At 40.0% G+C, this 17,029-nt stretch carries 9 protein-coding genes; all 9 read left to right on the top strand.

Translation table 11 applies throughout. The features are described from left to right. Window positions 1-3 precede the first annotated feature (3 nt). The 9 genes from tpiA (at window position 4) to MS6x_RS04645 (ending at window position 17,012) form a co-directional block, all read left to right on the top strand. The gene (gene tpiA / locus MS6x_RS04685; RefSeq protein WP_482605669.1) at window positions 4-753 is read left to right on the top strand and encodes a triose-phosphate isomerase; all 750 of its coding nucleotides are present in this window, start codon (window positions 4-6) and stop codon (window positions 751-753) included. A gap of 155 nt (window positions 754-908) precedes the next feature. Continuing rightward, window positions 909-1,745, top strand: coding sequence for a 50S ribosomal protein L11 methyltransferase (prmA, locus tag MS6x_RS04680; RefSeq protein WP_482605668.1), 837 nt, complete (start codon window positions 909-911; stop codon window positions 1,743-1,745). A gap of 21 nt (window positions 1,746-1,766) precedes the next feature. After that, window positions 1,767-2,042: an ATP-dependent Clp protease adaptor ClpS gene (locus tag MS6x_RS04675; protein ID WP_482605667.1), complete on the top strand. Its 276-nt coding sequence runs from the start codon at window positions 1,767-1,769 to the stop codon at window positions 2,040-2,042. A 75-nt stretch (window positions 2,043-2,117) separates the two neighbouring features. Next, entirely contained in the window at window positions 2,118-4,919 is a 2,802-nt protein-coding gene (locus tag MS6x_RS04670) for a helix-turn-helix and ligand-binding sensor domain-containing protein (RefSeq protein WP_482605665.1), read from the top strand. A gap of 238 nt (window positions 4,920-5,157) precedes the next feature. Next, the gene (locus MS6x_RS04665; RefSeq protein WP_482605663.1) at window positions 5,158-8,193 is read left to right on the top strand and encodes a SusC/RagA family TonB-linked outer membrane protein; all 3,036 of its coding nucleotides are present in this window, start codon (window positions 5,158-5,160) and stop codon (window positions 8,191-8,193) included. A gap of 34 nt (window positions 8,194-8,227) precedes the next feature. Further along, entirely contained in the window at window positions 8,228-9,679 is a 1,452-nt protein-coding gene (locus MS6x_RS04660) for a RagB/SusD family nutrient uptake outer membrane protein (RefSeq protein ID WP_482605661.1), read from the top strand. 21 nt (window positions 9,680-9,700) lie between these two features. Beyond that, complete coding sequence (locus MS6x_RS04655; protein WP_482605660.1) at window positions 9,701-11,824, top strand: hypothetical protein; 2,124 nt, start codon at window positions 9,701-9,703, stop codon at window positions 11,822-11,824. Between the two features lie 10 nt (window positions 11,825-11,834). Then, entirely contained in the window at window positions 11,835-13,526 is a 1,692-nt protein-coding gene (locus tag MS6x_RS04650; RefSeq protein ID WP_482605658.1) for a family 16 glycosylhydrolase, read from the top strand. A 90-nt stretch (window positions 13,527-13,616) separates the two neighbouring features. Continuing rightward, window positions 13,617-17,012 carry a hypothetical protein gene (locus MS6x_RS04645; RefSeq protein WP_482605656.1) on the top strand — a complete coding sequence of 1,132 codons (3,396 nt, stop codon included), beginning with the start codon at window positions 13,617-13,619 and terminating at the stop codon, window positions 17,010-17,012. Window positions 17,013-17,029 lie beyond the last annotated feature (17 nt).

Here is a 17,029-nt window from a genome sequence, read left to right as displayed (position 1 = left end):
CTTATGAGAAGTAAAATAGTAGCAGGCAATTGGAAAATGAACAAAACTTTATCAGAAACGGAAACACTATTATCTGAACTTGCCGCAAAATTACCGGACACCGATGCGGAAGTAATGGTAGCTCCAACCTATGTTAATTTGGTAGGGGCTGTTCATCACCTGGAGAGCTCCAAAATAGAGGTCATAGCGCAAAACATGCATTTTGCCAAAAGTGGTGCTTATACAGGTGAAATCTCTGCAGATATGCTTTTGGATATTGGTGTAGATACCGCTATCATAGGGCATTCGGAAAGAAGAGCTTACTTTGGCGAAACAGATGAAATTTTGGCCAAGAAAGTAGTTACTGCATTGGATAAAGGTATCCGAGTGATGTTTTGTTTTGGCGAGGAATTGGAAGACCGGAAATCCGGTAACCATTTTAAAGTGGTTGAAAGTCAACTTAAAAATGCGCTATTTTCTTTAGATGCTTCGGCATGGTCAAAAATAATACTTGCCTATGAGCCTGTTTGGGCTATAGGAACGGGAGAAACTGCATCTCCCGAACAAGCTCAGGACATGCATGCTTTTATTAGAAAAACCATAGGCAAAGCCTTCAATAGCTCCATAGCTAATAGTGTATCCATTTTGTATGGCGGTAGTGTAAAGCCAGGAAACGCAGAGGAGATTTTTTCCAAGCCGGATGTGGATGGAGGCCTCATTGGCGGCGCGTCGCTGGTTGTAGATGATTTTATTTCCATTATTAAGGCGATTTAAAATTTTAAAATAGATTATGAGTCTTATAATCTTCTATGCCCTGCTTATATCGATATGGCTTTTTATCTAAAATGTGTAGGTATCACTTTTCTAATGAAATGTAGGGATTAGATGCCAATGACGAATACCACATTTCTAAATTTCTAGCCGCACAAATGAGCAACACGATATATATAGAATACGATTTTACGGTACATCCGCTACAGCCGGCATCAGATATCCTTATAGCCGAACTGGGTGCGGTTGGCTTTGAAAGTTTTGTAGAGGAAGCCCATGGTGTATTGGCCTATATCCAAAAAACCGATTGGAAAGCTGACATGTTGGATGATGTAGAAATCTTGAGCAATCCTAGTTTCAAGATATCCTATGTTCGTAAAGAAATAGAACAGGAAAATTGGAACGCAACTTGGGAACAAAATTTTCAGCCAATAATCGTAGATGATATTTGCATGATACGTGCTCCTTTTCATGAAAAAAAGGAAGTCACTTATGATATCGTCATAGAGCCAAAAATGAGTTTTGGTACCGGACATCATGAGACAACGCATATGATGCTGCAGCACCTTTTAGACATGGAGTTTCAGGATAAGTCGGTTTTGGATATGGGCAGCGGTACAGGTGTGCTGGCTATTTTGGCTGCCATGCGAGGCGCCTCGTCCATAGACGCGATAGATATAGATAACTGGTGTTACCTGAATGCCAAAGAAAATGTGGAACGAAACAAGGTGGGGCATATTAATGTATTTGAAGGTGATGCCAGTCTTTTAAAAGCCCAACGGTATGACATAATTATTGCGAATATAAATAGGAACATTCTCCTAGAAGATATAGGAAACTATGTTTGTTGTTTAAACCCAAAAGGTGTGTTGTTGCTAAGCGGATTTTACAAATCAGATTTGGATATGATTTCTAGAAAATGTGCCGGTGAGGGATTATTGTTCGAAAAAAATTTCGAAAAAAATAATTGGGTTGCCGCAAAATATGTATTTTAGAGTAAAGCAAAAATTGTACTGATGAGCACTAAAGAACAAATTTCCGAGGAGCTCCTGCTAGAAGAGGAGACCGTTAGACAAAACGAAATCGTTGTGTTTAATGACGATGTAAATACCTTTGACCATGTTATTCAAACATTGATTTCTGTTTGCGATCATACACCCGAACAGGCGGAACAATGTAGCCTTATTGTGCACTATAAAGGAAAATGTACCGTTAAGACCGGGGAATATAAGGACTTGGAACCACGCTGTACAAGTCTTCTAAGTGCCGGCTTAAGTGCAGAAATTGTTTAGTCGGTTTATGTTGCTAGCAACATAAGATTGTTTTCTTTTCCTATATTTAAGCAATACCATAATTAAATTCTGATATTGCGAAATTTACTTGTTTTCATCATGTTTGTTACTCTTGGCGCCTACGCACAGGAGTTACCACCTATTCAAAATTTCTCCCCGTTAGACTATGATGGCGAAAACCAGAATTGGGCAATTGCTCAAGGTAATGATCGTCATGTCTATATGGCCAATAACCACTCCTTGTTGGAATACGATGGTGTCCACTGGCACAAGTACGTATCGCCAAACAATAGTACTATTCGCTCTGTGCTTTGTGTGGCTGATCGGATATTTACTGGGCAATATATGGAGTTTGGGTATTGGCAAAGAAATGAATATGGAGAAATGTATTACACCTCTATTTCGGATACGCTACAGACTACAATGGTCGAGGATGAAGAATTTTGGAATATAATTACTCTTGGGGATTGGATGTTGTTTCAATCTTTGGATCGTATTTACAGTTATAATTTAATATCGAAACAATTTCAGTGGATTGACGCGAAAACTACCAAAGCCCATATGTTCAACGTAAATGGGTCCATCTACTTTCAAAATCAGGACAAACATGTTTTTAAAATTGAGAATGGGAAGTCCATTCTGGCCATTGATGCGGAGATGGTAGGTTTTAAGAGTATCGTAGGGATGTACAACGAGTTAGACACGTTGGTTATCATACTGGAGAATGCTACTTTTTTAAGGATTTCGGATAGCGGGGTAAGCTCCACGGATACCAAACTATTAAAATCCACAGGAGACATCGTAGTCTATGCGACTGAAAAGTTGAAGGATGGTTCCTATGCTCTAGGGACGATTTCCGACGGACTCTATCAAATCGATTCCAAAGGGTACTTAATACGAAGTATCAACAGGAGAAATGGACTCAATAACAATACAATTCTTTGCGTTTTTCAAGATGTTGACGAAAATCTTTGGTTGGGATTGGATAACGGTGTCAGTGTGGTTAACCTAAACTCGCCTTTTAACGAATACGTGGATAATAGCGGTAAACTGGGCTTGGTATACGCGTCTAAATTATTAAATAACAGTTTGTATTTGGGTACAAACCAAGGCTTGTTTGTTAGGGAAACGGGTTCGGAAGGAGAGTTTGAACTCATCAGAGGTACAGAAGGTCAGGTTTGGAGTTTAGACACCTTTGATGGTTATTTGCTGTGTGGTCATAATAACGGAACCTACCTTATAAATAATAATCAAGCAGATTTAGTCTCCACTCTACCAGGTACCTGGGGAATAAAAAGGATTCCGGGAAAGCCTAATTTATTTCTTCAAGGTAATTTTGATGGTATTTCGGTTTTGGAAAAAAAAGGAGGGTATTGGTCGTTGCGAAATAAATTGGAAGGGTTTGATATATCTACCCGATTTTTTGAAATAATAGAAAACAATAATGTCATTGTAAATCATGAAATTAAGGGCATTTACAGTTTAACTTTGAATAAGGATTTTACCAAAGTAGAAACTGTTGAGACACATGAGCAAATGGGCTATGGTTCAAGCCTAACATATTACGATGATAAGGTAATTTATTCTAGTGTTAACGGAGCTTTTGCGAAAGAAAACGGTTTATTTAGTTTTAAACCGGATACGGTTCTAAATAAACTATTGATCAGTAAAGCGGGCGGTATTGGAAGTATCGCATTGCCAGACTATAGTGCCAATAGGCTTTGGTTTTTTACAAAGAACGGGTTATCCGTTATTTCTCCAGAGGTGTTCTCCAATGCCTTAACAATCACGACGATGCCCGTACCATCCTTCTTTAAGCGAAGTTTAGGTGTTGCTGGTTTTGAGAATATTAGTGGTATGAGAGATAATAAATATTTAATTGGAATTTCTAATGGTTTTGTTACCCTTGATCTTTCCAAAAGGCAGGAAAAGGCCTATCAAATAGAGATTTCTCAAATAAGGAGCAGTGCCGCTTTGGAAGAATCGGTTCCAGCTGCTTTAACTGGCGATATTGCAGAATTTGAATTTAAAACTAATTCCCTCGTTTTTTCATATGCCATACCACAGTATGAAAAGTACTCGGAAGTTTCCTACCAATACAGGCTCAAAGGGTTATTTGATGATTGGAGTAGTTGGGGGTTTAAACCAAATGTAACCTTTAATAACCTTAAACATGGCAAGTACGTTTTTGAGGTAAGGGCCAAGGTGGGCAATACTTTAACAAGTAATACCGCTGCTTATGCATTTATAATAAAACGTCCCTGGTATTTGTCCTTAACAGCGTTTATAGGTTATGGTATATTGGCACTTGGATTCTTTTTTAGTTTGCATAAATCATATAAATCGTATTATACAAAAAAACAGCAAAGAGTGCTGGCCGATGAAAAAAGAAAGTTAAAGCGAAAGAAGCTAAAGACAGATAAAGAATTGGCCTTGTTAAAGAACGAAAAGTTAAAAGGTGAAATCGAAAGCAAAAACAGGGAGTTGGCCATTTCGACGATGAGCATCATAAAAAGAAACGAATTTCTAAATGACTTAAAGAACCAACTTACAAAAGCTGAAAACGCAACTCAGATAAAATCGGTTATTAGAACTATTGATAGAAATATCAATAGCGATGATGATTGGAAATTCTTTGAAGAGGCATTTAACAACGCTGATAAGAATTTCCTTAAAAAGGTAAAAGAAATCCATCCAAAGCTTACTCATAACGACCTTCGTTTGTGTGCCTATTTGAGGCTTAATCTAAGTTCCAAGGAAATAGCCCCCTTATTGAATATTTCTTTGCGTAGTGTTGAGGTAAAAAGATATCGTTTACGTAAGAAAATGGATTTACCCCACGAAAGTAGTTTAACTTCTTACTTACTGGAGTTATAAGGAATACAACAACCTTATTAAATACCACAACATTACCTATACAATTTGGGTTTCTGGCGAATTGTAAAAGGGTCTGTTGAAAACTACTAATATTCTATTTTCTTATATTTAATAGGTGAATTATAGATAATTCGTAAAATTAGATAGATTTTATTGTCAATGTATATTTTTTGTTGAGGTTGTTTTTTTGATATGCTCTTATATTGTTTATAGTTTGCAAATTCAAAAATTACAACAAATGAAGTACGGTTATATTATTTTGCTTTTGACATGTTTTACTTCGTTACTCTCTGCACAGGAGCTAACCATTTCAGGTACGGTAACAGATCAAGGACTTAACGAACCACTTCCAGGGGTAAATGTGTTTGTTAAGAACACTACAAACGGTACATCAACAGATTTTGATGGAAATTACACTATTAGTAACGTTAGCAAGGGAGATGTTTTAGTATTTTCTTACATCAGTTTTGTTACCAAAGAAGTTGTTGTTGGTAGTGATACCACCATTAACGTTAAACTGCAGGAAGATGTAAGCGCTTTAGACGAGGTTATTGTTATAGGATATGGTACGCAAAGTAAAAAGGAGGTGACTGGTGCGGTTTCTATCGTTGGTGCAGAAACTATTGAAGAATTGAACCCAACTAGGATAGAACAAGCTTTGCAGGGTCAGGTTGCGGGGGTCAACATTACATCTGAATCTGGTTCACCTGGTAGCGGTTCAAATATACGTATTAGGGGTATATCAACAAATGGGGATAATAGACCTCTAATATTAGTAGATGGCAACGTTATAGAAGATTTAAGTGTACTCAATCCAGGAGATATAGAAAGTATAAATGTATTAAAGGACGCCACAGCTGGTATATACGGGGTAAGAGCCGCTAACGGTGTTATTTTGATAACCACTAAAACAGGGCGAAAAAATTCGGAACTTCAATTTACATACGATGCTTTCGGAGGATTTCAGGAAACCTCTAGAAGGATACCGGTGCTAAACGCCACAGAGTATGCGCTGTTGACCAATGAGGCTTTTGCAGCGGGAGGACAGGACAACCCTTTTCCCGATGTTTCCCGTTTAGGGGTTGGAACAAATTGGCAAGATGAAGTTTTTCAGGCAGCCCCTATTGTAAATCAGAATTTGACAATTACAGGTGGTACTGAAAAATCCACCTTTTCTTTCGGGGCTTCGTTATTGACGCAAGATGGTATTGTGGGCGGTAATAAATCTAACTTCACACGTTACACTACTCGATTCAACTTCAATAGCGATTTATTGGAAAATCTGAAATTGACCGCTAACGTCTTGTACACAGGGTCAAATAATAAGAACCTAGCCGAAAACGGTATTGGTTCCGTATTGTTTAACGCATTGAATAATGCTCCTACCTTTAGCGTACGAGACCAAAATGGCGACTTTACTTTAGCTGAAGGTTTAGGTAATGAGGTAATTAACCCATTGGCACAGATGGAGAATAACTTCAATACCACACGGGTTAATAGAATAAGTGGTAAGGTTGGACTCAGTTATACCTTTTGGAACAACTTCACAGCAGAATCTAGCATGCAGTTCAACTACGCGGAAAGTAGTAATAGAAGACTAACACCTACAGCCTTTTTTGGGTCGGGCAAGGTTTTTAATAATCCTGGCAGACCGGCGCTGTTTGAAAACAAAGACCTATTTAGGGACTATACCTTCGATAATTTTATTACCTACGATAAGCGTTTTGATGATGACCATAACCTTAAAGTGCTGCTTGGTATGTCAGTATTGATCAACCAAGGTCAGTTTTCTGGTGTTACCCAAGGATTTTTTGCAGAATCAGTAAACTTCGCCGAAGCGGACAATGCCAACGCCGAAGAGACAATCAATGGTAGAATATTGCAAGGGCTTAGTGGTAAGTTCGATCAACGTTTATTGTCTTACTTCACTAGAATCCAATATGATTACAAGGGTAAATACTTAATATCAGGTGTAGTTAGACGTGATGGCTCTACCAGATTTGGACCTGAAAATAGGTTTGGTTATTTCCCTTCTGCTTCTGTGGGTTGGATTGCTTCGGATGAAAACTTTTTGGCGGACAGTAAGATTATTGATTTCCTAAAGTTTAGGGGGAGCTATGGGATAATAGGAAATGATAAGATTAGAGCCAATGCGTTTAGAGGTATTCTAGATGGTGAAGGTACTTATGTCCTAAATAATAATTTGACTTTTGGACAAGCGGTAGGAATACTTCCAAATAGCGCGATAGGTTGGGAGGAACAAAAAACTTTTGATATTGGTTTGGATATGCGTCTTTTAAACGATAAAGTGGATATCACTGCGGATTATTTTCAAAAGCGAACGGACGGACTCTTATTGCAACCTCCTGTATCAGGTATATTAGGGTCTTCTGCTCCGGGTACTCAACCACCCTTTATTAATTCAGGGATTGTTGATAATACCGGTTTCGAATTCGCCATTGGCTACAATACAGATCTTTCCGATGATATGTCTTTTGGTATTAACTATAATGTCACATTTTTAAAGAACGAAGTGATAACGGTTAACGATGGCGTAGGTTTTTTACAGGGTGGTGGTTTTGGTGTAGGTCAGGACTTTCCTTCCCGTATGGAGGCAGGTAAGCCTATCGGATACTTCTTTGGTTTGGAAACCAACGGACTTTTTCAGAATCAAGGAGAAGTAGATGCCCATGCAACGCAGCCTAATGCCGGACCTGGAGATCTAAGGTTCGTAGATCAGAATGGTGATGGTTTAATTGATTCAGATGATAGAGTGGACATTGGCAACCCTATTCCAGATGCTACAATGGGACTTAACTTGTCTTTCGAATTTAAGAATTTTGATTTTGGAGCCTATACCTTTGCCTCCATAGGTAATGATATTGTTAGGAATTACGAACGTAATCAACCTTTGGTGAATCGCTCTATTTACACTTTGGATAGATGGACTGGCGAAGGAACATCCACAACAACACCAAGAGTTACTACCGGAGCTACCGCAAACACCTTGTTTTCTGATTTCTTTGTGGAAGATGGTTCTTTTGTTAGAATACAGAATGCGCAAGTTGGGTATACGTTTCCGGCGGGTGTTATGGAAAAAATGGGGGCGGACAAGTTACGAGTGTATGTCTCTGCCAACAACATATACACCTTTACAAAATATCGTGGCTACGATCCTAGTGCTTCTTCCGGGGACGCTATTGGCGGAGGAATTGACCAAGGCTTTTATCCAGTGCCTAGGACATATTTATTAGGTGTAAATTTTAAATTCTAAGGAAATGGTCAATAAAGATAATACCCTAAGTTTTATGAAAAAAATGCTGTTTGTTTTGGTTGCGAGCATTGTCGCTTTGGCATGTTCCGACGATTTTGTGGATCCAGAGCTTTTTGATGAAGATTCTGAGAATTTCTTTAATTCTGAAGAAGATTATCAGAGTGCCTTATTATCTACTTATGATCTATTACAGTCGACCTATCTGAATGTAATGTTAGGAGAGATAGCTTCCGATAACACCTTGGCAGGTGGCGAAAGCGCTACGGATAGTCCGGGTATCCAAGAAATAGACGATATGGTACACAATAACGTAAACCAACAACTACGGGACATTTGGGGCTGGATGTATAGTGGTATCTACAGAGCCAATTATATCATCGAATTTCAGGACAAAACCGATTTCGCTGGTAAAGATGTAGTACTGGCAGAAACACGATTTTTAAGAGCTTATTTCTATTTTGAATTGGTAAAGTGGTTTGGAGACGTGCCATTGACCATAGATAGAAGAATAGATTTTGGAGAGCAAAATACGATTGATAGGGCTCCAGTAGCAGAGGTTTACGCTCAAATAGAACAGGATTTAATTTTTGCAGCTGCAACCTTACCACTTACGCCTGCCGATGTGGGAAGGGCCACAAAGGGTGCTGCGCAGTCCTTACTTGGAAAGGTGTATTTATACCAAGACAAGTTTGCAGAGGCTGCTCCAGTATTGGAAGAGGTCGTTAATTCTGGTACCTACGATTTACTCGAAGACTACAGTACTATGTTCGAGAATGATAAAGAAAACAGTATAGAATCCGTTTTTGAGGTGCAATATTCAGATCAGGAGGGTGCAGGTTTTGAATGTTTGCAATGTAGCGAAGGAAACGTGGCGGTAGGATTTAATGGTATTCGAAATTATTCTGGGCCTTTGTTCGAATCTGGCTTTAGTTTTAATATCCCTACACAAGAAGCCTTCGATGCGTTTGAACCGGGTGATGCAAGACGTGATGTAGCTATCTTGGATATTAACAATTGGGCAGCGACCAATTCTGGTGTGTCCTTTGTAGAAGGCTTTGAGCACACAGGGTATTACAACAGAAAATACATTGCCCGTCAGGGCGATGCCAATATTGGGGATGCAAATCTTACCAATCCTAATAACTATCGCTCCATACGTTTTGCCGATGTCTTGCTTATGGCTGCGGAGGCCCTGAACAGGGGAGGGATTAGCGATGATAGGGCACGGACGTATTTAAATAGAGTACGTAACCGTGCTAATTTGGATGATATTGATGCCAATGGAGAGGCATTGACACAAGCAATCTATCAAGAACGAAGGGTAGAATTGGTAGGGGAAGGACATCGATTTTTTGATTTAGTGAGAACAGGAAGGGCGGCTGCCGAAATTGATGGTTTTCAAGCCGGAAAAAATGAACTTTTTCCAATACCGCTTATAGAGATAGAATTAGCAGGCAACCGTTGGGCACAAAACCCAGGATATTAATAAAAATAAAAATTGACAGTAATGAGAAGTATTAAAAATCTATTAGTTTTCTTTTTAGCAACTGCTTTCGTTGTTTCTTGTACGGATGATGATGATGTATCCTTTGCTTTGCAAGAAATTTCGGCTCCAAGAGAAATAAATGCCGTATTCGATATTGCTCAGGACGATTCTGGACAAGTTTCCGTAACGCCCGTCGGTGTTGGCGCTTCTGTGTTTCAAGTCTTTTTTGGGGATGTTGAAAATGAAGTTGCGACGGAGATTACACCTGGAGAAACTATTTCACATGTATACGCAGAGGGTGATTTTGCGCTACGGGTTGTTGGTGTTGGTGCAACGGGTTTAACAAGTGAACTGGTGCGTGTAGTTACTATTTCCTTTACACCACCCACAGATTTAGCAACAAATATTGCTATTTCCACTGTTAATCCTTTTGAAGTTTCGGTAGCCCCCACGGCATCGAATGCAACGGTTTTTGATATCTTTTTTGGCGATGTAGATAATGAAGAGCCTACCACTATCATGGCAGGGGAAACAGCAACCAAAGTATATGAAACAACAGGTGATTACACGATTCGGGTGGTCGCTCGTGGCGCCGGTGCGGCGACCATTGAAGCCTCTGAGGTTATTAGTATCGTAGATCCAGGAAGTTTAAGTGCTGCAGATTTCGTAGGTACTTGGGTAATGGCTCCTGAGGCAGGTTCCTTGGGTGTTGGTCCTGCAATAGGTGATACTAGTTTCTTTGCGATTGATGCACAGGGGATTGTTGATAGGGCTTGTTATTATGACGATACCTACGTATTTGGGGATGATGGTTCCTTTATGAACGTGCTTGGTGCAGAAACTTGGATAGAAGGTTGGCAAGGTGGAACGGATTCTTGTGGTGCTCCTGTAGCACCTTATGATGGTAACACAGCAGCAACATATACCTATAATGATGCAACCAACACCTTAACCGTAAATGGTGAGGGCGCTTTTATTGGCCTTCCTAAGGCGAATAACGAAGGTGAGTTACCTAACGTAGCCGTTCCAGATGCTATCAGCTATATCGTAACACTTAGCGAAGATAAAAATACGATGAATTTAGTGGTAGAAATAGGTGCTGGGTCCGGAGTCTTTTGGCAATACAAATTGATAAAAGAAGGAACGGGAGCAATGCCTATAACTGCTGCTGACTTTATAGGAAATTGGGTAATGGCTCCAGAGGCAGGTTCTTTGGGCGTAGGTCCTGCAATTGGCGATACTAGCTTTTTTGCTATCGACGAACAAGGGGTTACTGACAGGGCTTGTTATTATGATGATAACTATATCTTTGGAAGTGACGGTTCCTTTATGAATGCTTTGGGTGCGGATACCTGGATAGAAGGCTGGCAGGGAGGTTCCGATTCCTGTGGTGTACCGGTTGCACCCTATGATGGGACTGCTATGGCTACGTATAGTTACGATGACGCTTCGCAAACATTAACGATAAGTGGTGAAGGTGCCTACATAGGTCTTCCAAAGGCAAACAATCAGGGCGAATTACCAAACGTAGCTGTCCCATCGGAGATCGTTTATAACGTTAGCTTTAGTGAAGACAGAAACACGTTGAACGTGGTTGTGGAAATTGGCGTAGGTTCCGGAGTTTTCTGGCAGTATAAATTGATTCGAAACACCAATATCTCCCCTATAGCAGGTACTTGGGTAATGGCTCCGGAGGCAGGTTCCTTAGGTGTAGGGCCAGCATTGGGTGATGTGAGCTTTTTTGCAATTAACGATCAAGGTGTCATAGATAGAGCGTGCTACTTTGACGACACCTATGTGTTCGGAACAGATGGTTCCTTTACGAACATTTTAGGTGCAGATACTTGGATAGAAGGTTGGCAAGGTGGTTCAGATTCTTGTGGTGCTCCAGTAGCTCCTTATGATGGTACAACGGTGGCTACATTTGATTTGGATAGTGATGCTGGTACTCTTACCATTAATGGTGCTGGCGCGTATATCGGATTGCCTAAAGCTAACAACCAAGGGGAGCTTCCAAATGTAGCTGTTCCGAATAGTATTATCTATGATGTTGCCTTGAGTGGTGATAACAATACGATGAACGTCTCCGTAGAAATAGGTGCTGGATCAGGTGTTTTCTGGCAGTATAAATTGGTAAGACAATAAAACAGACTAAATGAAAAAATTCAAAAACATATTCGTATCCCTCTTGACCTTGGGTATACTCGCTTGCCAAGAGGAAGAACCGACCTTGGATACCATACTAGTTCCTGAAAATCTCACGGTTTCAACGGTAGTCAGTACAGATGGTTCTGGAATCGTAGAGTTTTCGGCAAATGCGGATAACGCCATTACGTATACCTATAAGTTTAGCGATGGTGAGGTCACGGTCTCCCCAGATGGCACGGCAACCAAAAGATTTACTTTAGTGGGTCTAAATACCTATAACTATTCGGTAATTGCATATGGTACGGGCGGCGTTAGCTCCTCTGCTTTGTATACGGTAGAAGTGGAAAGCGACTTTTCAGACTTTCAAGCCATTGAGTTATTAACGGGTGGGGATTTGGACGATGAAGGTACAGTGCTGGCCACGGCATCTAAAACCTGGTATTTGGCGGCCTCTCAGCCTGGCCATTTAGGCGTAGGGGCAACTTTGGCCTTCCTGCCAGACCAATTTTGGTTTCCAGCATTCTTTGCAACCGCTCCTTTTGAAAGATGTGGAGATGATAATGCCGGTAATTGTTTATGTGATGATGAACTTACATTTACTTTAAATGATAACGCTAATCAATTAACTTATCAGTTGAATAATAACGGTAGTACCTTTTTTAATGCCGGACATCAAGCAATAGTTGGTCAAGATGCCGGGGAAGATGCTTGCTTTGAGTTTGATACCTCAGGTACAAGTATCGTTTCATTAGCACCAACGGCTGTAGATTGGTCTTTGGTTCCCGATCCGGCCTTTAATCCTAGGGGCACGGTAATGAACTTTAGTAATGATGCCTTTATGGGCTACTATGTAAGTTCTTCTTCGTATGAGATTTTGGAGATTACGGATGACTTTTTATATGTGAGAACCATAGACGGTAACGATGCCAATTTGGCGTGGTACCATAAGTTTTCCACTACTCCTGTATCCGAGCAAAGTGGAAACCCTGATAATAGCGATGAAGCTATGGTTTTTGACGAATTGGTTTGGTCGGATGAATTTGATGTGGACGGTGCTCCCAATACGGCTAATTGGAACTATGATCTTGGTACAGGGGATAATGGTTGGGGTAATGCGGAATCACAATCGTATACCAGTGATGCCCAAAACATAATTGTTGAAGATGGTTTATTGAAGATTACGGCTATAAGGGATGGAGCTGATTTTACATCGGCAAGAATTCAAAGTCATACCAAACAACAGTTTACCTACGGTAGAGTAGAAGCCCGTGCAAAACTACCCACTGGCGGGGGAACATGGCCTGCCATTTGGATGTTAGGTTCCGATTTTGAGACCAATATTTGGCCAGCTGCCGGTGAATTGGATATTATGGAACATGTTGGTAATCAGCAAGATATTATTTTTGCATCGACCCACGATCCCAATAATTTTGCAGGGAATGCAAGAACCGGAAGTACCAATGTTACCGGAGTATCTGAAGAATTTCATATTTATGAAATGGTATGGAATGCTACTGAAATATCATTTGCGGTTGATGGTCAAGTCTATCATACCGTCTCTAATAATGAAAGTCTACCGTTTAACAAGGATTTCTTTTTTATCCTTAATGTGGCGATGGGCGGAACCTTTGGGGGTGCCATTGATCCCGCTTTTACAGAGTCTACCATGGAGGTAGATTACGTGAGGATGTATCAATAATATGAGCAAGTTGTTAGTTTAGTTTTAAATTCAACAAACCAGTAAGTAACTTACTGGTTTTTTTATCACTACCAATTATTAAAAATAGGAATGGAGTATTTAGAAATCAATAACGAGGGATTTTATAAAATAGAGAATAGCGATGCCTTGCGTCCTTTTTTTATGAGTATTGTGAGTGATTCCGATCATTGGATGTTTATTTCAAGTAATGGAGGGCTCACCGCTGGACGGAAAAACAGCGAGCATTCCTTATTCCCCTATTACACAGACGATAAAATAACCGAATCGGTTGAGAACACCGGTAGCAAGACTATTTTTTTGGTGGGGTCTTCGGTTAATAATGCGCCGTGGGAGCCTTTTTCGGATCGGTATACAGGGGTATTCAACTACACTAGAAACTTATATAAGAACGTACATGGCAATAAAGTATTATTTGAAGAAATAAACCATGATCTAGGTCTTAGCTATAGATGCGAATGGAATTCCAGTACGGCTTTTGGTTTTGTAAAAAAGAGCACGCTTTTAAATAGTAATGACCATACTGTAAAGGTCAGGGTGCTGGACGGTTTGCAAAATATTTTACCCTATGGTGTGGAAACAGATCTACAAGCCGCTTCTAGTAATTTAATAGATGCCTATAAAAAAAATGAACTCCTGTCAGATTCTAACTTGGGCATTTTTTCTTTAAGTGCCATTATTGTTGATAAAGCCGAACCTAGCGAGGCCTTAAAGGCGAATGTAGTTTGGTCTCTTGGTTTGGAAAATCCAAAAGTCCTATTATCTTCTTTACAACTAAATGCCTTTAGAAAATCAGGAAAAATAACCCAAGAAACCGATATTCGGGCCGAGAAAGGTGCCTATCTCGTTGCCTCTGAGTTGGACTTGGCTGCTAATGCGGATAAAGAGTGGCTCATCATCGCAGATGTAAATCAAGGGCCTTCGGCTGTGGTGAATCTTTCAGAAAAAATAAAAAGTGACAATTATTTATGGGATGCCGTTAGGGACGATGTAGAGCTAGGCACTCAAAATTTATTGGCATTGACTATTTCAGCTGATGGGAAACAACTTACGGCAGATCATAGAAGAAATACGAGGCATTATGCGAACGTACTTTTTAATAGTATGCGTGGCGGTATTTTCGATGATAATTATAGCATAGAAAAAGAGGATTTTACAAACTACATCCGTAGGGCGAACAAAGAAGTGTTCGCTCAGAATCAATCGGTTTTAGCTCCTTTGACGGAAACCATTCAATTGCCCCAACTAAAGCAATTGGCACTAAAAAGCAAGGATAGGAATTTTTCGCGCTTGTGTTTTGAATACTTGCCGCTAAAATTTAGCAGAAGACATGGAGATCCAAGTAGACCTTGGAACAAGTTCTCTATCAATATTAGGAATGAGGCAGACGGTTCTAAAGTGCTGGACTATCAAGGTAATTGGCGGGATATTTTTCAGAATTGGGAAGCCTTGGCACATTCCTATCCCGAATTTATGGAGAATATGATCCATAAATTCCTAAATGCCACCACTTTTGATGGATATAACCCATACCGTGTAACGAAAGACGGCTTTGATTGGGAAACCATAGAACCGGATGACCCTTGGTCGTATATAGGTTATTGGGGCGATCATCAAATTATATATTTATTAAAGTTCTTAGAATTTATCGAGGAATATTACCCAGGTAAGTTGGCAACTTATTTTAATACCGATTTATTCGTGTACGCCAACGTGCCCTATGTGATAAAGCCGTATGCGGAGTTGCTAGAAAATCCTAAGGATACCATTGAATTCAATGAAAAGTTGGACGCCGAGATTTGTAAAAAACGAAAATTACAAGGAGCGGACGGGGCCTTATTACAAACACCTGATAGTAGTATTTACGGGGTTAATCTTATAGAAAAGTTATTGGCCACTTTATTGGCTAAATGTTCAAATCTTATTCCAGAAGGCGGTGTATGGATGAATACCCAAAGACCGGAATGGAACGATGCCAATAATGCATTGGTAGGTAATGGGGTATCTATGGTTACCTTATACTACATGCGACGTTTTTTTACCTTTTTTAAAAAGATGATAGAAAAAACCGCAGTGGATAAAATGGCTGTTTCTATAGAGTTAAATACCTTCTTTGTTGAGACCTTGGGTGTGTTGCAAGCCCAGATGGGTGTTTTGAAGAGCACAGTATCCAATAAAGACCGGAAAACGATTATGGATGGCTTGGGTATGGCAGCAAGTAATTATAGAGCTGCTATTTATGCTAATGGTTTTTCAGCACAAAAGAAGGATGTTACGAAGAACGACTTGCTGCGTTTTTCGGAAATGGCATTGATTTTTATAGATCATTCCATTAGGGCAAATAAACGAAAGGACAATTTGTATCACGCCTACAATCTAATGACCGTTGAAAATAGGGAAGAAGTATCTATCTCATATTTAAGCGAAATGTTAGAGGGTCAAGTGGCTGTGCTTAGTTCGGGGTATTTGAATGCTGAACAAAGTTTAGAAGTATTAGATGCGCTAAAGCAAAGTGCTTTGTTCCGCGAGGACCAATACAGTTATCTTCTTTATCCCAATAAAGAACTACCACGGTTCACGGAACGTAATACGATTCCTAGACATGCTGTTTCGTCTTCCAAATTACTGAAACAATTACTGGCGGACGGTAATTTAGCGGTAGTGGAACAGGACATAAAGGGCGACTATCATTTTAATGGAAAATTTAATAATGCCCAAAGTTTAAACGCGGCCTTGAATGGTTTAGACGTTTCATATGAAAGCTTGGTACGAGAAGAAAAGGAACGTTTGCTTCAGGTTTTTGAGGATGTATTTGACCATAAGTCATTTACCGGACGCTCGGGTACTTTTTATGGCTATGAAGGATTAGGTTCTATTTATTGGCACATGGTATCCAAGCTCGCATTGGCTGTGCAAGAATGCTGTGTCAAAGCAATTGAGGATAAAGAAAGTGCCGAAGTGATAGGAAGGCTTAAAGAGCATTATTATGAAATAAACGCAGGAATTGGGGTGCACAAATCTCCGGAGTTATACGGTGCGTTTCCTACGGACCCCTATTCTCATACCCCTGGGGGAAAAGGAGCGCAGCAACCGGGTATGACGGGACAGGTTAAGGAAGATATTCTCAACCGTTTTACCGAATTGGGCCTTATAGTTACGAAAGGGGTACTTCATTTTAAGCCCAGCCTGCTCTTACGGGACGAATTTTTGACCAAAGCGGAACTATTTGAATATGTAGCCGTTTCGGGAGAAACCAAAGCGATTCAACTTACCGAAAATTCCTTGTGTTTTACCTATTGTCAAGTGCCTATTGTTTATCAAATCGCTTCCGAAGAATCCATTAAGGTGACCTTAAATAACGGTGGTACTATATCAATCGTAGGTTCGGAACTCGGTAGTAAGTATAGTACTATGCTATTTAAAAGAAGTGGTGAGATATCAAAATTAACGGTATCCATAATAAAGTAGAAATTCATGCGGATACA

The organism is Maribacter sp. MS6, assembly GCF_056839185.1.
The sequence above is the reverse complement of the archived record's forward strand: the minus strand, read 5'-3'. Positions and strand labels throughout refer to the sequence as shown.